This is a genomic window from Sphingomonas sp. DC1600-2, from assembly GCF_049897605.1.
Lineage (GTDB): Bacteria > Pseudomonadota > Alphaproteobacteria > Sphingomonadales > Sphingomonadaceae > Sphingomonas.
In genome coordinates this window covers 194,415-211,559 of record NZ_JAFCWO010000001.1, presented here as the reverse complement: position 1 = coordinate 211,559, position 17,145 = coordinate 194,415, and the positions used below count along the sequence as shown (strand labels likewise).

Genomic DNA, 17,145 nt, shown 5'->3' with positions numbered 1-17,145 from the left:
CCCCAAAATTATGTCGGGAGGAGGCTAACGCGGCTTGGGCGTAACGCAACCGTTAGCGCGTCGCGGCACGCTTTGGTTTGGCGAAGCGCAATTCGTGATTGGCGAAATCGATCCGCACCTGCCCGAACAGGCGCAGCGCATCCATGCCGAGAAACAGTGCCGGGCGTGCGGTCAGCCCAAGCCGGGCAAAGGGTGCGGCATCCGAAAACGCCACCGGCAAATTGGCAAAGCCGGTGTCGCCGATCGCGAAACGCGGCACCAACCCGAATTGCGTCTCGAGCTTGCCGCCGGTTACGCTGAGCAAGGTCATCGGTTGCGCTTGCGCCAGATCATCCCCGACCAATCGCCTCAAGGCGAGATTGCCCATGCTGACGACTGCGCCGGTATCGATCACCACGCGCACCTTATGCCCTTCATAGCTGGCATCGGTGACGACGAGCTGGCCCGCGCGATTGCGCGCACGGACCACGATGTCGCCCGGGCCGAACACTTCGCGCTTGGTGCGCTTGGTCGCCGGCACCACCGTCATCGTACGCGCGGCGAAATCGATCGTCACTGCGCGGCCTTGCAGCGTATCAATGCCGACCAACCCCTGCCCGCCCAGATTACCCGCGAGCAATGCGGGTGCCTCGATCCCCGATCCGCGCAGCCGAGCGCCCTCGACCAACGTCTCCGCACCGATGCTGATCTCGGGCAAGACGAAGGTACCCGCCCCGGTCGAGCCAGCCATCGCGCTGATACGAACCCGTTTACCCGGTGCCAGCCCGAGTGCAGTCGCGAGGTCGCGTGCGATGACGGTGCGTTCGGCACCGGTGTCGACGATGAAGCGATAGGGGCCGTTCTGGCCGATCATCACCGGCACCGACATGCGCAGCCCGTCATCGGTAAAGCCAAGCGCATCGGCGGGCGTTTCGGACTCTTCCTGCTGCGTCGCAGCGGACGGCGGGGGTGGCCCGCGGGTCTGGAGCGGCGCGGCGGCGAGCGCCGTTGCCAACGGCACGATCAAGACGAGCGCCGGGGCCATATCCGCGAAGCTACGCCCGCGCCGGGTCTGTAACAAGCCCGGTCAATCGAGCCGCATCGCTTCCGCCGCCAGCACTTCGGCCTCCAGCAGCAACGCATCGTCGGCCAGCCCCTGCGCGATATGCTCGCGCCCGATCAACGTCAGCACCGGCACCGCCAGCGGCGAAATCCGCTCCAATGGCACATGCAGCATCGTGTCCGCCGCGCGGTCGAGCAGATCCGCCAAGCGCCCGACATCGGTCATCCGCGCGCGCGCATCGGCCCAGGCGGCCTGCAGCAACAAATGGCCGGGCTCATATTTGCGCAGCACGTCATAGATCAGGTCAGTCGAGAAGCTGACTTGCTTGCCGGTCTTGCGCTTGCCCGGAATCTGCCGCTCGACCAGCCCGCCAATCACCGCCACTTCGCGAAACGCGCGCTTCAGGAGCGAGGATTGCTGCACCCAATCGACGAATTCATCCTCCAGGATATCGCGCGAGAACAACGCTGCCGGGTCGGTTACGGACTCAAGCCCGAAACACGCCAGCGCATAATCATTGGCGACGAAGCCGATCGGCTTCAGCCCCTGCGTCTCCATCCGCCGCGTGATGAGCATGCCTAGCGACTGATGCGCGTTCCAACCCTCGAAGCTGTACGCGACCAGATAATGCCGCCCCTCGCGCGGGAAGGTCTCGACCAGCAATTGCCCCGGTCGCGGCAGCACCGATCGCTGCTGCTGCACCTCCAGCCATTCGCGCACATCGTCGGGGAAGCGGTGCCACCCCGTGGGGCTCGCCAGAAAGCCGCGCACGCGCTCGGCGAGATTGGTCGACAGCGGCATCCGCGCGCCGCCATAGCTTGGGATGCGCGCGGGGCGCGAGGTCGCGCGCACCACCACCGCCTCGGTATCGATCCGCTCGACCTCCAGGCTCAGCCCGGCAAAGAAGAAGGTATCGCGCGGCGACAGCGTCGCGGCGAACCCCTCCTCGACGCGCCCCAATGTGCGGCCATTGCCGAAGCGCACGCTCAGCATCGTCGCCTCGACGATGATCCCGGCGTTCAGCCGGTGCTGCGCGATGAAACGCGGATGGCTGACGCGCCAGCTTCCGTCCGGCTCCTGCGTCAGCCGCTTGAACTTGTCATAGGCCTTCAGCGCGTAGCCGCCATCGCGCACGAAGCCGAGCACTTGCGCGAAGGTGTCCGCCGTCAGCGCGGAGTAAGGCAGGGCCGACCGCACTTCGTCGAGCAGTGCCTCTTCGCGGAAGGGCGCGGCACAGGCACACGCCATCACATGCTGCGCCAGCACGTCGAGCGCGCCCATGCGGAACACATCGGCATCCAGTTCGCCCGCCTCGATTGCGTCGAGCGCCGCACGCGCCTCGAGATATTCGAAGCGATTGCCGGGCACGACGATCGCCTCGGAGGGTTCATCGAGCCGGTGGTTGGAGCGCCCGATGCGCTGCAGCAACCGCGACGATCCCTTGGGCGCGCCCATCTGGATCACGCAATCGACATCGCCCCAATCGACCCCAAGATCGAGCGAGGAGGTCGCCACCAGCCCGCGCAACCGCCCATCGGCCATCGCGCCTTCGACCTTGCGCCGCGCCTCTAGGCTGAGTGAGCCGTGATGCACCCCCAGCGGCAAGTTCATCGCGTTGACCTTCCACAGATCCTGGAAGATCAATTCGGCCAGCGCGCGGGTGTTGCAGAACACGATCGTCGTCTTGTGCGTCTCGATCTCGGCGATCACCTGTTCGGCGGCATAGCGCCCCGAATGGCCCGACCATGGCACGCGCCCCTGCGGCAGCAGGATCGTGACATTGGGCGGCGCGCCCGCCGCCCCGCGCACCAGCCGCACCGCATCGATATCGCCATCGGGCGCGAGCCACGCGCGATAGGCATCGGGATCGGCCACCGTCGCCGACAGCGCCACACGCCGCAGACCGGGGGCGAGTCGTTGCAGCCGCGCCATGCACAGGCTCAGCAAATCGCCGCGCTTGCCGGTGGCGAAGGCGTGGACCTCATCGACCACGATCGTCTTCAGCCCTTCGAACATCAGGCTGCTATCGGGATAGCTGAGCAACAGGCTGAGCGATTCGGGCGTGGTCAGCAGGATCTGCGGCGGGCGAATGCGCTGCCGCGCCTTGCGGTCAGAGGGCGTGTCGCCAGTGCGCGTCTCGACGCGGATGTCGAGCCCCATCTCGGCGATCGGGGTGAGCAGGTTGCGCTGCACATCCACCGCCAGCGCCTTTAGCGGCGAGACATAAAGCGTGTGCAGTCCCTCGCTCGGATGCTCGATCAGATCGGCGAGCGTCGGCAGAAACCCCGCCAGCGTCTTCCCCGCACCAGTGGTGGCGACGAGCAAGCCATGATCGCCCGTGCGCGCGACATCCAGCATCGCCAGCTGATGCGCGCGCGGCACCCAGCCCTTGGCGGCGAACCATTCGATGATCGCGGGGGGGAGCGGAGCGGTCAAACCGCGCCCCACAGTCCCTCTCCCCTTGGGAGAGGGAGGGAGCCGCAAAGCGGCGGAAGGGTGAGGGTGACAGGTCGCGCAACGGCAAAACCTGTCACCCTCACCCTTCCCACGCCTGCGGCGCGGGCCCAGTTTCGGGTGAACAGCGCCCCGCGCTGTTCAGGTCGTGCCGGGGGCACGACCGACCCGAAACTCCTCTCCCGATGGGAGAGGGAGATAAGGGAGAGGGAGATCGGAACAGAATCTCCAAACTGGGAACCATCGGCCATCCCGCCCATATAGGCACGATGGCAAAGCTCGGCGACTGGGTCGAACCGCACCCGCACGGCCTCTATGTGAAACCCGCCAATCTGTGGGTCGATCCGGCGCGCCCGTCGCCGGTGGCGCTGGTGACGCACGGCCATGCCGACCATGCGCGCGGCGGGCACGAGGCGGTATGGGCGACGCCCGAGACGCTGGCGATCATGGAAACGCGCTATGGTCCGCAAGCCGGGCATCCGATCGCTTATGGGCAAAGCCAAAGCTTCGGCGACGTCACCGCCACCTTCGTCCCCGCCGGGCATGTGCTGGGATCGGCGCAGATCCTGCTCGAATATCGTGGCGAGCGCATCGTCGTTTCGGGCGATTACAAGCGCCGCGCCGACCCGACCTGCGCGCCGTTCGAGCCGGTCCAATGCGACGTGTTCATCACCGAGGCGACCTTCGGCCTGCCGGTCTTCCGCCATCCCGATACCGGCGACGAGATCGACAAATTGACCAACGCGCTCCACGCCAACCCGGCGCGCTGCGTGCTGGTCGGGGCCTATGCGCTGGGCAAGGCGCAGCGCGTCATCGCCGAATTGCGCGCGCGCGGGCATGATGCGCCGATCTACATCCACGGCGCGCTAGAACGGCTCTGCGCACTGTATGAGGAACACGGCGTGGCGCTGGGCGAACTGCGCCCCGCCACCAGCGCGAGCAAGGCCGAAATGATGGGCCATATCGTGCTTGCCCCACCGGGGGCACTCGCCGATCGGTGGTCGCGCCGCCTGCCCGATCCGATCACCGCTATGGCCAGCGGCTGGATGCGCGTGCGCCAGCGCGCGGTGCAGCGCGGCGTCGAACTGCCGCTGATCCTGTCCGACCATGCCGATTGGGACGAACTGACTGCGACGCTCACCAAAATCGCCCCGCGCGAAGTGTGGGTCACGCATGGGCGCGAGGATGCGCTGGTGCATTGGTGCCAGACGCACCAGATCAAGGCGCGCGCGCTGGCGTTGCTCGGCTTTGAGGATGAAGACGACTAGCCCCTGCGATTGCGCCAGCGCCGCTTGCAGCCCGGCTCACCGCACCGTCTTGCGCAACACGCGCGAAAGTTGCTCGACGGAATACGGCTTGTGCAGCAGCTCGAAGCCATCGGGCACGCTTTCGACCAGCACGCTGCTATACCCCGATGTCAGCACCACGGGCAGATCGGGATAGTCGCGCCGGATCGTCTTGGCCAAGGCCACGCCGTTCATCCCGGGCATCACCACATCCGAAAAAACCACGTCGAAGCGCGCGGCATCGTGCGCGAGTTCGGCCAGCGCATCCTGCGCATTGGCTGCCCACACCGTTACATAGCCAAGCTCGGCAAGCGACTGGGTGGTGAACGTCCCGACTTCGATATTGTCCTCCACCACGAGCACGCAGGCACCGTGCCCATCGGCAACGCCTTCGACCGGCGGCTCGGTCGCCTGTACCGTCGGCGGATCGACCTGAGGCAAGTAGAGGGTGAAGGTGGCACCCTGGCCAGGGCTGCTCTCGACCGTGATATCGCCGCCGGACTGCTTGGCGAAGCCGAACACCTGGCTAAGCCCGAGCCCAGTGCCTTGCCCAACCCCCTTGGTGGTGAAGAAAGGCTCAAAAATGCGCTCGATCTGATCGGGATCGATGCCGATTCCAGTGTCGCGGATCGATATCGCGACATAGCGGCCCGCAACCGCCGGGTGCGCGCGAACCGCCGGAATGGCGGGAACCGCGCGTACCGCTATGGCGATATTCCCGGCGCCGTTCATCGCGTCGCGCGCATTGACCGCCATGTTGACCAAGGCCGTATCGAGCTGGCTGGGATCGACATTGGTGAAACACGGCTTGTCGGGCACGTCGATCGCGATGACGATGCGCGAGCCCGTCAGCGTGCGCAACATGTCGGAAATAACGTGCAGGCTTTGCCCGACATCGATCACTTCCGGCTTCAACGCCTGCCGCCTCGCAAAGGCCAGCAATTGCCCCGTCAACTTGGCGGCGCGATCGGCAGTGTCGGAAATCGCATCGATATACCGTTCCCGCCGTTCGTCGCTCAGTCCCGGTCGCTTCAGCAAGTCCGTCGCCGATTGGATGACGGTCAACAGATTGTTGAAATCATGCGCAACGCCACCGGTCAGTTGCCCGACCGCCTCCATTTTCTGCGATTGGCGCAGCGCATCCTCGGCAGTTTGGAGCGCGCTGGTCCGCTCGGCGACTTGCTGTTCGAGCGAGGCGGCAAGCAACGCCAGTTCCTGTTCGGCGCGCCGACGCTCGGTCGCGATGCGCGTTCGCTCCGCCACTTCGCGCATGAAGGCGATCTCGTCCTCGTGCCACGTCCGCCGTGTGACGTGGTTGAGGTATAGCAAGGCGACCAGCCCGCCATGTTCGGTGAGCGGCATGTTGACAAAGGCGCGTGCCGAAATCTCCTCCAGCACTGCGGCGGTTTCGGCGGTGCGCGGGTCGGTGCGGGCATCCTCGACGATCACGGTTTCGCCGCGTTTCAGATCGTCGATATAGCTGCCATAGTCGCGGAACTGCAGCACCCCGGCGAGCGTGTTCACCCCCGGCGCATTCCAGTCGCGCGCGATCGTGATCGTTTCGGCCCGCGTGTCGACCTCGCCATAACCGGCGCGGCTGACCCCGAGCGTCCGCGCAATGATCTCCGCCGCCGCAAAGGAGATATCGTCGGGGTCCTCGGTATCGCGAAAAACGTCGGACAAATCGACCAGCGCGGACCGCATCCGCTCGGCGCGGCGCTGGTCGGTGATGTCGGTCGAAACCCCGGCGATGCGCAGCGCGCGGCCCTGCGCATCGAAGAACGGCTGTCCGCGCGACGCCAGCCAGCGCAATTCGCCATCGGGGCGGTAAATGCGGTAGACGATATCGTAGTCATTTCCCTCTGCGATGCAGCGCTCGACCTCCGCCACGCTCCTGCCGCGGTCGTCGGGATGGATCGCCTGCAGCCGATCCTGGTAGGTGAACGGCTGATCGGCGCGCAGGCCGAAAATCTCCTTGCACGTTTCCGACGCGGTCAGGCGCTTGCTGGCAATATCCAGGCTCCATGTGCCAAACCGTGCCGCCCTGAGGGTGAAGGCGAGTTCGCGCTCATGTTCTTCCTGCAACCGCAACCGATCGGTCAATTCCGCCATCAACGAGGCGTTATCGTCTTCCAGCCCCTTCAGGCGCTCGCGCTCGATCGTCACATCGACCTGGCTGGCGAAGAAATAGGCCAGCACGCCCTCGGTATCGAACACCGGGGCCATCAGCAGCCGGTTCCAGAAGGTCTCGCCGTCCTTGCGGTGGTTGAGAATGTCGATCTCGAGCGGCTCGACCCGCTCGACCGCCTCGCGAATGCGCTGCACGGTTGCGGGGTCGCTCTCCGGCCCCTGCAGGAAACGGCAGTTCCGGCCGAGAATTTCGTCGCGCGGATATCCGCTCAACCGGCAAAAGGCGTTGTTGGCAAACACCACCGGGTTGTCGGGCAAGCGCGGATTGGTGATGATCATCGGCATCCGCGTCGCGCGCACCGCCGCCACGAACGGGTCGGTCCCCAGATCCTGCCCGATCAACTCCGCCGCGATGCGCTCGGCATCGGCGGTCAACCGCGGTGCCCGATCGGTCGGGCGTTCGACAGTGTCAGGCACAGGTAGCTTTTCTGGAGTCGTCACGAAGTACTCGGCAGCGAAGGATCATCCTTCCCATCATAACGCCAAGCGCGCAGAAATGGTCCATCGCACAGAAAAGCAGGGGCAGGACGGGCAAGATCCTACGCGTTCTTGAAAGAATGCTCGATCGAACAGGATCTTGTCCGCAACACGCGTCAGGCATCCTCCAACATCACCGCAGCCTCGGTCGACACGAGACCACTGATCTCGCGCAGATCCTGGGCCAGCGCGTTCACACGTGCCAGGTCTGCGTCCCACGCGAACATGAAGCGCGCGCCGCCGCCGATGAAAGTGTAAAAACGCCAGCCGCGCTCCCGCAGGCGATCGAGCACGATGTCGGGTGCGGTCAGAAACACCGCATTCGCCTCGACCGGGAACATCAACGCAACGCCGGGCATGTCTCCGACCGCCGCTGCCAGGGCCTTCGCGCAGGCGTTGCCATGTTGCGCGTTGGTCAACCACGCGCCGCTCTCCAGCAACCCCACCCAAGGGGCCGACAGGAAGCGCATTTTGGAGGCAAGCTGCCCTGCCTGCTTGCAGCGATAATCGAAATCCTGCGCCAGCGCGGGATCGAAGAACAACACCGCTTCGCCAACCGCCATGCCGTTCTTGGTGCCGCCGAAACACAAAACGTCCACGCCGGCACGCCAGGTGATGTCGGCCGGGGCACAATCAAGCGTAGCGCACGCGTGCGCAAACCGGGCACCATCCATATGGAGTCTCAACCCGAGTTCGCGGCACACCGCCGACAGCGCCTCGATCTCCTCGATCGTGTAGACCTGCCCGGTTTCCGTGGGTTGCGTAATGGTCACCACGCGGGGCTTTGGAAAATGAATATCGGCGCGGCTGGTGGCGAGCTTGCGAATCGCGTGCGGGTCAAGCTTGCCGCTTGTCGTCGGTGCCACCAACAGTTTGGAACCGTTGGAAAAGAACTCCGGCGCGCCGCACTCGTCGGTCTCGACATGCGCCTGCGCCGAGCAGATCACGCTATGATAGGATTGGCAGAGCGACGCCAGCGCCAAGGAATTCGCCGCCGTGCCGTTGAAAGCAAAGAACACCTCGCATTGCGTGTCGAACAGTTTGCGAAAGGCATCGGATGCCTGTTGCGTCCAGTCGTCATCGCCATAGGCATTGGCCGACCCCGCATTCGCAAGCTCCATCGCTCGCCACGCTTCGGGGCAGATGCCGGCATAGTTGTCGCTGGCAAATTGCTGGGCTTTTGGCATCGTCACGCTGTCCTTTTTCCGGTTCTGCACCAGGAAACAGTACGACAGGTGGCTTAGTCCCGTTTGTTGCCGGTCCGGCCACATCCCCCCGCTTGCACGGAGGCACCACCTTGCTGGGAAGCAGGTTGGTGTCGGGCGTCGTCCCGACTCTTGATGCTGGCGCGTGCGTATCCGCTCAGCGTCGGCAGATCAAGAGGCGGCCGGTCGCCCCGATCCGGGGCCAATCACCCCGCGCCCAGCGCCCGCGCACGGCGCCGTTGCACTGATGACCCGATGCCCAGCGCCTCGCGATATTTGGCAACGGTGCGCCGCGCGATGTCAAAGCCCTTGGCGTTGAGCAGTTCGACCAACGTATCGTCCGACAGGATCTTGTCGCCCTCGCCCGCGACGAGCGCCTTGATCGCCGATTTCACCGCCTGCGCCGACACCGCATCGCCGCCATCGGACGACTGGATCGCCGAGGTGAAGAAGTATTTCAGCTCATACAGCCCGCGCGCGCACGAGAGATATTTGTTGCTGGTGACACGGCTGACCGTCGATTCGTGCATCTCGATCGCATCCGCCACCTGACGCAGCGTCATCGGCTTCAGATGCGCAACACCGTGCAGGAAGAACGCCTCCTGCTGCTTAACGATCTCGGTCGCCACCTTGATGATCGTGCGCTGGCGCTGGTCGAGCGCCTTCACCAGCCAATTGGCGCTGGCGAGCATCTCGCCCAGCCACGCCTTGCTTGCCTTGTCGCCGCGCGCGGTCGACAATTCGCTGTAATAGCTGCGGTTGACCAGCACGCGCGGCAGCGTGGCGGCGTTGATCTCGATCCCCCAGCCATCCTTGCGCTTCGCCACGAACAGATCGGGCACCACCGCCTGGGTCGGCTCCCCGCCATAACGGCAGCCGGGCTTGGGATCATAGCCGCGCAATTCGCGGATCATGTCGGCCAGATCCTCGTCATCGACGTCGCACAGCCGCCTGAGCCGTGCGAGATCGCCGCGCGCGACCAGATCGAGATTGTCGATCAGCCGCGCCATGCACGGATCGTAGCGGTCCGCCTCCTTGGCCTGCAGTGCGAGACATTCGGCGAGGTCGCGCGCGCCAACCCCGGTCGGATCGAAGGTCTGGATGATGCCAAGCACCGCCTCGATTCGTGCCAGCGGCACGCCGAGCCTTGTCGCGACATCGAGCAGTGAGGCGGTGAGATAGCCGCATTCGTCGATCTGATCGATCAGATGCGCGGCGATGAACAGGTCCGGCCCGTCCACCGCCGTCCCCGCCTGGGCGAGCAGATGGTCCTGCAGCGTCAGCGCGGTATCGGCGAAGCTGTCGAAATCGGGGCCATCCTCCCCCATCCCGCCACCACTGCTGGCCCCGTTGAGGCCAAGCGCGCCGTCCATGCCCGCCGCGCCCGGCTGATCACCGATCGAATCCGATGCGCTGTCGTGGTGGAAGCTCTCGGCGGTGAAATCGACATCGAGCGAGGCCTCCCCGGCATCGCCCCCGCTGATCAGCAATTGGTCGGCGGTGGCGGGTTCGTCGCGGATCGGCGCATCGGCTTCGCGTTCCTGCGTCGGGCCGTCATCATCGGGTGCGCTTGCTTCGAGCAGCGGGTTGCGCTCGATCTCTTCAGCCAGAAACCCCTCAACCTCGAGGTTCGACAATGCCAGCAAGCGAATCGCCTGCTGCAATTGCGGCGTCATCACCAGCGATTGCGACTGGCGCAGGTCGAGGCGCGGCGCGAGGCTCATCGGCTGGCCACCCAAATACCGTTCGCCCTGAGCCTGTCGAAGGGCCCGCGCAGCGAGCAAGGTCCCATCTGCGGCGAGCAGTGCTTCGACAAGCTCAGCACGAACGGATTAAGAGCAGTCCGCATAGCCTAAAGCGAGAAGCCCTCGCCCAGATACAGCCGCCGGACATTGGCATCCGCCACCAGTTCGGCAGGAGATCCGGTGAACAGCACGCGGCCATCATAGATGATATAGGCACGGTCGACGATTTCGAGCGTCTCGCGCACGTTATGATCGGTGATGAGCACGCCGATGCCACGCTTTTTGAGCTCGCAGATCAGGTCGCGAATATCGGCGATCGACAGCGGATCGATCCCCGCAAACGGCTCATCGAGCAGCATGATCGACGGATCGGCGGCGAGCGCGCGCGCGATTTCCGCGCGGCGGCGTTCACCGCCCGACAGCGCCATCGACGGGGAATCGCGCAACCGCGTCAGCCCGAATTCGTCGAGCAGCGTGTTCAGCCGCGCCATGCGCTGCTCTTTGTCGGGCACCGCCAGTTCGAGCACGCTCAGGATATTCTGTTCGACCGTCATGCCGCGGAAGATCGAAGTTTCCTGCGGCAAATAGCCCAGCCCCAGGATCGCGCGGCGATACATGGGCAGGCCGGTGATATCCTGTCCGTCGAGCATGATCCGGCCCGAATCGGGCTTCACCAGCCCCATGACCGAATAGAAACACGTCGTCTTGCCCGCGCCGTTGGGCCCGAGCAGACCGATCACCTCGCCCTTGCCGACCGACAGCGACACATCGGTCAGCACCGCGCGCTTGTCATAGGATTTGGCGATCGACACGACCGACAAGCCGTCCAGCACCGGCACTTCGGCGATCGGCGGGGCGTTTTCGAGGGTGAGGGTCTCGGTCATTACAGGTCCCGTGCTCGCACTTTAGAGTGAACGGAAGGTTACCGCGCCACATTTGGCAGGCTTTGTGCATGGTCGCGGGCGCAGCCTAGGCGAAACCCGTTCGGCTGGGAAGATACCGCCGACGACTCTCGTGCGCGCGGTTGCCTCAGTTGTCGCGCTTGGGCACCGAGAACGTGCCGCTGACCCGGCCGCCACTGCTCTTGGTTCCGGTCGCGCCGCCGCCCACCGAATTGCCGTCGATCACCGCGCGCCCGGTATCGAGGTTGATCGTCAGCCGACCGCCATTGACCGTGTTACCGCCCTGGATCAGCGTTACCGCGCCGAGCATCGTCACCACGCGCTTGTTGAGATCGTAAACCGCAAAATTGCTGCGCGCGGTCTGGTCGGGCCGAATCACGGTCACGCCACCCGAAGCGTCGAGGCGCGACACTTGCGGGCTGCCATCGACGATCTGGCCGGTATAGGCGACTGTCATCCGCGCCGACTTCAGCGTCATCTCAGCTTGCTTGACCACGACATTGCCGGCCAGCACCGCGCGATTGGCCTTGTCCTGCAGATCGAGATGGTCCGACGAAAAATCGATCGGCGCGTTCGAATTGTGCGCGCTCTGTGCATCCGCTGCCCCGGCAAGGACAAAGGAGAGGGCGATAAGGGCAAGGGTGCGACGCATCAGCGCTATCTCGTCTTTCGCGGAACGATCCGCAAGCGGGCATTGCCGTCCAGCCGAACAACATGGTTTTCGAGATCCGCGTTCATCTGGTCTCCGCTGAACGTGCCCTGCGGCACCGTTCCCGTGACCGCGCCCCCGCTTTTCAGCGTCTTGGACTTGAGATCGAGGGTCGAATTCTGAGTCTCGAGCCGGTAGCCGCCGCTGCTTTTCACCTGCAACGGCCCATCGATCGTCACTTGCTGGCGATCCATATTATAATGGCCGCGATCGCCGACGACATCGGCCGGCCCGTCGGACAGCCCGATTTGCGCCGACAATTGCTGCAGCCAGACGATCGGCTCGGCCGAACTCTTCTGGATCGCCGACCCCGCCACCAAAGCGAAGGGCTGGCCCTTGTCGTCATTGCCGCGATAGGTGGCCGACTGCACGCGCAGCCGCTCCTTGGCGACTTCGACCTTATTCTTGTCGAGCAGGAAACTGACATCGCCCCCCGAATACAGCGGCAGCACCACCACAAACGCCGCCAGTACGCCGATCAGAATCGGCAGCACCACGCGCAGCACGCCGATCGTGCGATCGTGGCTGCTGCCCGGCGCGGCCCAGATCAGGCGCTGGCTGCGGATGGCACCCGAATCAGGCATGCGCGAAAATATCGACCTCCGGCCAGCCGGCCAGATCGAGTTCCGCGCGCCACGGCAGGAACTGGAAACACGCCTGCGCCAGTTCGGTGCGGCCTTCGCGCGCCAGCCGCAAGTCGAGCTCGTTGCGCATCGCGTGGAGATAGCGCACGTCCGACGCGGCATAATCCTTTTGCGCTTCGCTCAGCACCGGGCCGCCCCAATCGGACGATTGCTGCGCCTTGGAAATGTCCTGCCCCAGCAATTCGCGCACCAGTTCCTTCAGCCCGTGGCGATCGGTATAGGTGCGCACGAGGCGCGAGGCGATCTTGGTGCAATAGACCGGGGCTGCGGTCACTTCGAGATAATGGCTGATCGCCGCCAGATCGAAGCGCGCGAAGTGGAACAGCTTCACCCGCGCCGGATCGGCCAGCAGCGCGCGCAAATTGGGCGCGGCATAATCGCTGTCGGGGGCGAAGCGCACGAGATGCTCGTCCGGCCCGCCATCGGAAAGCTGCACCAGGCACAGCCGGTCGCGCGGCGTGATCAGGCCCATCGTCTCGGTGTCGACCGCGATGTCGACGCCGGGGACGAACAGATTTGCGGGGATGTCTTCTTCGTGGAGATGCACTGTCATCGCCCGGCCCTAGCGGCGAATCGATGCGCGCTCAATGGGGGTCCGCCGCTACCGCTGGCGCGCGCGGGCCTTGCGCGCGGCGATGTTGAGCGTTTCGACCAGCCCCGAAAACGCCATCGCGGCGTAGATATACCCCTTGGGCACATGCACGCCGAAGCCGTCTGCGATCAATACCGCGCCGATCATCAACAGAAAGCCGAGCGCCAGCATCACCACGGTCGGGTTGCGATCGATGAAATTGGCAAGCGGCGTCGCCGCGATCAGCATCACGCCGACCGCGACGATGACGGCGACGATCATCACCGGCAAATCGTCGGTCATGCCGATCGCGGTCAGGATCGAATCGATCGAGAACACCATGTCGAGCAGCAGGATCTGCACGATCGCCGCGCCGAACGACATTGCCACCGAACTCTTCTTGTCGAGCACCTCGCCCGAATCGTCGGGGTCGATCGTGTGATGGATTTCGGTCGTCGCCTTCCACAGCAGAAACAGCCCGCCCGCGATCAGGATCAGGTCGCGCACCGAAAAAGCGGTTTCGAAGGAAGGAACGCCGTGCGCATCGACCGCGCCGGCAATCCCGAGATCGAACACCGGCTCGACCAGCCCGGCGATCCAGGCGATCGCCGACAACAGCACCAGCCGCAGCCCCAAGGCCAGCCCGATGCCGACGCGCCGCACTTTCACCCGCTGGCCTTCGGGCAGCTTGTTCGAGAGCAGCGAAATGAAGACGAGATTGTCGATGCCGAGCACAATCTCCATCACGATCAATGTGGCGAGCGCCGCCCAGGCGGCGGGATCGGCGAGCAAATGGAGGATCGACATGGCACCATCCTGTGCCGGGATTGCCACGGTCGCGCAAGATCAACACAGGACGCGCCGCATTTTCGACGAATTTGTTCGCAGCGCCTTAAATTTTAGGCTAACACGAGTCGGTGGCACATTTGGTTTGGTGCACGAAGCCCTGCGTCTTTCGTCCGACGCAACGGTTGCTATAACGATGTCGGACGAACCGGGAAGACGAACAGGGCATGAGTTTCGATAAAGGACGCCGCGGCGATCGTGGCGGGCGTGGGCGCGACAAGCGCGACGGTTTCGGCGACAGCGGCGGCTTCGACGGCGGTTTCGGCGGCGGTGACCGGTTCGGTGGCGGCGATCGCTTCGGCGGTGGCGGTGACCGGTTCGGCGGCGGTGGCGATCGCTTCGGCGGTGGCGGCGGTGGCGGCGGCTTCCGCAGCGGCGGTGGTGGCGGCTTCGGCGGCGGTGGCGCAGGCGGCGGTGGCCGCGGCATGCCCCCGCAGGTCGTTGGCGAAGGCACCGGCGTCGTCAAATTTTTCAATGGCCAGAAGGGCTTTGGCTTCGTCGTTCGCGACGATGGCGGCGAAGATGTGTTCGTGCACATTTCCGCAGTCGAGCAGGCCGGCTTGACGGGTCTCGCCGAAGGCCAGCCGCTCGGCTTCACTCTCGTCGATCGCGGCGGCCGCATTTCGGCGACCGACCTCAAGATCGAGGGCGAGCCTCTCCCCGTCACCGACCGCGGCCCGCCGCGCGACCGTGACGCAGGCCCCGGCGCACCGCGCGGTGCCGCCCCCGGTGGTGCGCAGCAGCGTCAGCTGACGGGCGAGAAGGCGACCGGTACGGTCAAGTTCTTCAACGCGATGAAGGGCTTCGGCTTCATTCAGCGCGACGACGGGCAGCCCGACGCGTTCGTGCACATCTCGGCGGTCGAGCGTGGTGGCATGACCTCGCTCAACGAAGGCGACCGGCTCGAATTCGAACTCGAAGTCGATCGTCGCGGCAAGATGGCAGCGGTCAATTTGACCTCGATCGCGTAAGCGTTCGCGCCACTGGCGAAAAGATTGAACCCGGTGGGCCTTTAGGCCTGCCGGGTTTTTCTTTGTGTGCGATTTCAACGCCCCACCCTACGAGTCGGGCGACCCCGGCACTGGCCGGAAGGACTGTAGAAGGACCCTCTATGCGCCTCGTTCTCGCCGCGATCGCCCTGACTCTTGCTGCCCCGGCCCTCGCCGCCCCTGCCCCAAAGGTCGCCGCGACCAGCTTCACGCAGCTCAAGACCCCGCTCCCGCTTCCCTATGACGAAACCGCCGACGCAAAGGCCCAGGTCGCCGCCGCCCGCGCACGCGCCAAGGCGCAGCACAAATTGCTGCTGATCGACCTTGGCGGCAATTGGTGCCTCGATTGCCGTCTCCTCGCGGGCACGATGGAATTGCCTGAGCTGCGCGGCTTCCTGGCCAAACACTATGAAATCGTCACCGTCGATGTCGGCCGCTTCGACAAGAATCTCGACATTGCTGCGAAATATGGCCTGAACGGTCACTTCGGTGGCGGCGTGCCGAGCGTACTGATCGTCGACCCCAAAACCGATTCGCTCAAGAATGCGGGCCGTACCGCCGCCCTCGCCGATGCCCGCAGCCTCAGCCCGCAAGCCCTTGCCGACTGGCTGGCAAGCTGGACGAAATAAGCGCCGCTGTCCGCACCGATTGCGAGTTCAGCCAATCACTCGATTGGCTGAAGTAGATGTCTCTTTGCGCTGCTCACCTGGTCTTCTACAAAGAAGCCAAAATACACAGGCTCAGATATGTCGCACCGAATACAGCTATCACTCCTGTTTATTTATCAGAGACTTGACTCTGAATATCAAAAGAGCACTATCGGGCTCTTCTCGAACGGGAGATGAGCCATGCTGTCGAAGCTCGTAAAGATAGTGTCTTTGGGATCGGTTATTGTCGGTGCCACGATCGCACCCGCAGCTGCACAGTATCGACGTCAAGACTATGTCGTCATTTGGTACACGGACGAGAATGAGACGACCATTTCGGGTCAACGGGTCGTCTTTTGCGATGGTGGTAGTGTCCGGGTCGGCACGCCCACTTTATATGACGAGACCATCTATTACGGTTGCGGTTGAAGCCGCATAAGAAGAGACAATTCCGATCTAACCGTCCGCAAACCGGTCGGTCGCGCGGATCAACTGGTCGAGGATGCCGGGCTCGTTATAGGCATGCCCCGCACCCTCGATCAGATGGAACTCGGCTTCGGGCCAGGCCTGGTGCAACGCGAAGGCGTACCGCGCCGGGCACGGCATGTCGTAGCGACCGTGCACGATCGTGCCCGGAATGCCCGCCAGCCGCCCGGCATTGCGCAGCAGCTGGCCCTCTTTCAGCCAGGCATCATGCGCGAAGAAGTGATTTTCGATCCGCGCGAAGGCCAGTGCGAAATGCCCGTCCTGAAACGCCTCGCTCAACGCGGGGTCGGGTAGCAAAGTAATCGTCTCGCCTTCCCAGATCGTCCATGCCTTGGCCGCTTCCAGCCGCGCTTGCGCATCATCGCCAGTCAGGATGCGGCGATAGGCCTGCACCATGTCGCCGCGCTGATCTTCGGGGATCGGCGCGAGGAAGCCCGCCCATTTGTCCGGGAACATCTCGGACACGCCGAATTGATAATACCAGTCTCGCTCGGCCCGGGTGACGGTGTAAATGCCGCGCAGGATCAGCGCGCGTACCCGTTCGGGATGCGTTTCGGCATAAGCCAGCCCCAGCGTCGATCCCCACGATCCGCCGAACACCACCCACTGCTCGACCCCGACCAACGCACGCAACCGCTCGATATCGGCGACCAGATGCCAGGTCGTGTTGGCGTCTAGACAGGCATGCGGCGTCGATTTCCCGCAACCCCGCTGGTCGAACAGCAGCACGTCATAGCGTGCCGGATCGAACAGCCGACGATGGCTTGGCGAAATGCCGCCACCCGGCCCGCCATGCAGGAACACTGCCGGCGTCGCCCCCGGGGTGCCGCAGCGTTCGTAATAGACGCTGTGCCCATCGCCGACGTCGAGCATGCCGGTCACATAGGGTTCGAGCTCGGGGTATAAAGTGCGCAAGTCGGTCATCGCGGGAATGATAAGGCCGCACCCCGGC

Annotated in this window: 14 protein-coding genes and 1 riboswitch; of the genes, 3 read left to right on the top strand and 11 right to left on the bottom strand. The window is 64.5% G+C overall.

Features of this window, described 5'->3' with window-relative positions:
- Positions 1–52: 52 nt before the first annotated feature.
- Both ACP7BL_RS01085 and ACP7BL_RS01080 read right to left on the bottom strand, forming a co-directional pair.
- Entirely contained in the window at positions 53–1,024 is a 972-nt protein-coding gene (locus ACP7BL_RS01085; RefSeq protein WP_033964717.1) for a retropepsin-like aspartic protease, read from the bottom strand.
- Between the two features lie 42 nt (positions 1,025–1,066).
- Complete coding sequence (locus tag ACP7BL_RS01080) at positions 1,067–3,478, bottom strand: ligase-associated DNA damage response DEXH box helicase (RefSeq protein ID WP_426257393.1); 2,412 nt, start codon at positions 3,476–3,478, stop codon at positions 1,067–1,069.
- Between the two features lie 287 nt (positions 3,479–3,765).
- On the opposite strand from ACP7BL_RS01080, the gene ACP7BL_RS01075 reads away from it, so the two are divergent.
- A complete protein-coding gene (locus tag ACP7BL_RS01075) occupies positions 3,766–4,764 on the top strand; it encodes a ligase-associated DNA damage response exonuclease (protein ID WP_426257392.1) in 999 nt (332 codons plus the stop codon).
- Positions 4,765–4,800: 36 nt separating this feature from the next.
- On the opposite strand, the gene ACP7BL_RS01070 is transcribed toward ACP7BL_RS01075, so the two are convergent.
- The 8 genes from ACP7BL_RS01070 to ACP7BL_RS01035 all read right to left on the bottom strand — a co-directional run bounded on the left by ACP7BL_RS01070 (position 4,801) and on the right by ACP7BL_RS01035 (position 14,032).
- Positions 4,801–7,389 carry a PAS domain-containing protein gene (locus tag ACP7BL_RS01070; RefSeq protein ID WP_137902742.1) on the bottom strand — a complete coding sequence of 863 codons (2,589 nt, stop codon included), beginning with the start codon at positions 7,387–7,389 and terminating at the stop codon, positions 4,801–4,803.
- A 176-nt stretch (positions 7,390–7,565) separates the two neighbouring features.
- A complete protein-coding gene (locus ACP7BL_RS01065; RefSeq protein WP_033964736.1) occupies positions 7,566–8,636 on the bottom strand; it encodes a threonine aldolase family protein in 1,071 nt (356 codons plus the stop codon).
- Positions 8,637–8,688: 52 nt separating this feature from the next.
- Positions 8,689–8,798, bottom strand: a riboswitch (SAM-I-IV-variant riboswitch).
- Positions 8,799–8,860: 62 nt separating this feature from the next.
- The gene (gene rpoN, locus ACP7BL_RS01060) at positions 8,861–10,378 is read right to left on the bottom strand and encodes an RNA polymerase factor sigma-54 (RefSeq protein ID WP_126845201.1); all 1,518 of its coding nucleotides are present in this window, start codon (positions 10,376–10,378) and stop codon (positions 8,861–8,863) included.
- Between the two features lie 128 nt (positions 10,379–10,506).
- The gene (gene lptB, locus ACP7BL_RS01055; RefSeq protein WP_426257391.1) at positions 10,507–11,283 is read right to left on the bottom strand and encodes an LPS export ABC transporter ATP-binding protein; all 777 of its coding nucleotides are present in this window, start codon (positions 11,281–11,283) and stop codon (positions 10,507–10,509) included.
- Between the two features lie 145 nt (positions 11,284–11,428).
- Positions 11,429–11,953: an LptA/OstA family protein gene (locus tag ACP7BL_RS01050; RefSeq protein WP_341202668.1), complete on the bottom strand. Its 525-nt coding sequence runs from the start codon at positions 11,951–11,953 to the stop codon at positions 11,429–11,431.
- 5 nt (positions 11,954–11,958) lie between these two features.
- Positions 11,959–12,594, bottom strand: coding sequence for an LPS export ABC transporter periplasmic protein LptC (gene lptC, locus ACP7BL_RS01045; RefSeq protein WP_426257390.1), 636 nt, complete (start codon positions 12,592–12,594; stop codon positions 11,959–11,961).
- Entirely contained in the window at positions 12,587–13,207 is a 621-nt protein-coding gene (locus ACP7BL_RS01040; RefSeq protein ID WP_126845202.1) for a ribonuclease D, read from the bottom strand. Before ACP7BL_RS01040 ends, lptC begins: the two co-directional genes overlap by 8 nt.
- Positions 13,208–13,255: 48 nt before the next feature.
- Positions 13,256–14,032, bottom strand: a complete 777-nt coding sequence (locus tag ACP7BL_RS01035) for a TerC family protein (RefSeq protein WP_033964734.1) — start codon at positions 14,030–14,032, stop codon at positions 13,256–13,258.
- A 206-nt stretch (positions 14,033–14,238) separates the two neighbouring features.
- Between ACP7BL_RS01035 and ACP7BL_RS01030 the strand changes: the two genes are divergently transcribed.
- Complete coding sequence (locus tag ACP7BL_RS01030; RefSeq protein WP_126845204.1) at positions 14,239–15,042, top strand: cold-shock protein; 804 nt, start codon at positions 14,239–14,241, stop codon at positions 15,040–15,042.
- 140 nt (positions 15,043–15,182) lie between these two features.
- The gene (locus ACP7BL_RS01025; RefSeq protein ID WP_426257389.1) at positions 15,183–15,689 is read left to right on the top strand and encodes a thioredoxin family protein; all 507 of its coding nucleotides are present in this window, start codon (positions 15,183–15,185) and stop codon (positions 15,687–15,689) included.
- Between the two features lie 474 nt (positions 15,690–16,163).
- Here ACP7BL_RS01025 and pip read toward each other — a convergent pair whose 3' ends face one another.
- Positions 16,164–17,117: a prolyl aminopeptidase gene (pip, locus tag ACP7BL_RS01020; RefSeq protein WP_426257388.1), complete on the bottom strand. Its 954-nt coding sequence runs from the start codon at positions 17,115–17,117 to the stop codon at positions 16,164–16,166.
- Positions 17,118–17,145 lie beyond the last annotated feature (28 nt).

Coding starts and splice junctions, on each gene's coding strand:
- ACP7BL_RS01085 (WP_033964717.1), bottom strand. CDS start 1,024: ATGGCCCCGGCGCTCGTCTTGATCGTGCCGTTGGCAACGGCGCTCGCC.
- ACP7BL_RS01075 (WP_426257392.1), top strand. CDS start 3,766: ATGGCAAAGCTCGGCGACTGGGTCGAACCGCACCCGCACGGCCTCTAT.
- ACP7BL_RS01065 (WP_033964736.1), bottom strand. CDS start 8,636: ATGCCAAAAGCCCAGCAATTTGCCAGCGACAACTATGCCGGCATCTGC.
- rpoN (WP_126845201.1), bottom strand. CDS start 10,378: ATGAGCCTCGCGCCGCGCCTCGACCTGCGCCAGTCGCAATCGCTGGTG.
- lptB (WP_426257391.1), bottom strand. CDS start 11,283: ATGACCGAGACCCTCACCCTCGAAAACGCCCCGCCGATCGCCGAAGTG.
- ACP7BL_RS01050 (WP_341202668.1), bottom strand. CDS start 11,953: ATGCGTCGCACCCTTGCCCTTATCGCCCTCTCCTTTGTCCTTGCCGGG.
- lptC (WP_426257390.1), bottom strand. CDS start 12,594: ATGCCTGATTCGGGTGCCATCCGCAGCCAGCGCCTGATCTGGGCCGCG.
- ACP7BL_RS01040 (WP_126845202.1), bottom strand. CDS start 13,207: ATGACAGTGCATCTCCACGAAGAAGACATCCCCGCAAATCTGTTCGTC.
- ACP7BL_RS01035 (WP_033964734.1), bottom strand. CDS start 14,032: ATGTCGATCCTCCATTTGCTCGCCGATCCCGCCGCCTGGGCGGCGCTC.
- ACP7BL_RS01030 (WP_126845204.1), top strand. CDS start 14,239: ATGAGTTTCGATAAAGGACGCCGCGGCGATCGTGGCGGGCGTGGGCGC.
- ACP7BL_RS01025 (WP_426257389.1), top strand. CDS start 15,183: ATGCGCCTCGTTCTCGCCGCGATCGCCCTGACTCTTGCTGCCCCGGCC.
- pip (WP_426257388.1), bottom strand. CDS start 17,117: ATGACCGACTTGCGCACTTTATACCCCGAGCTCGAACCCTATGTGACC.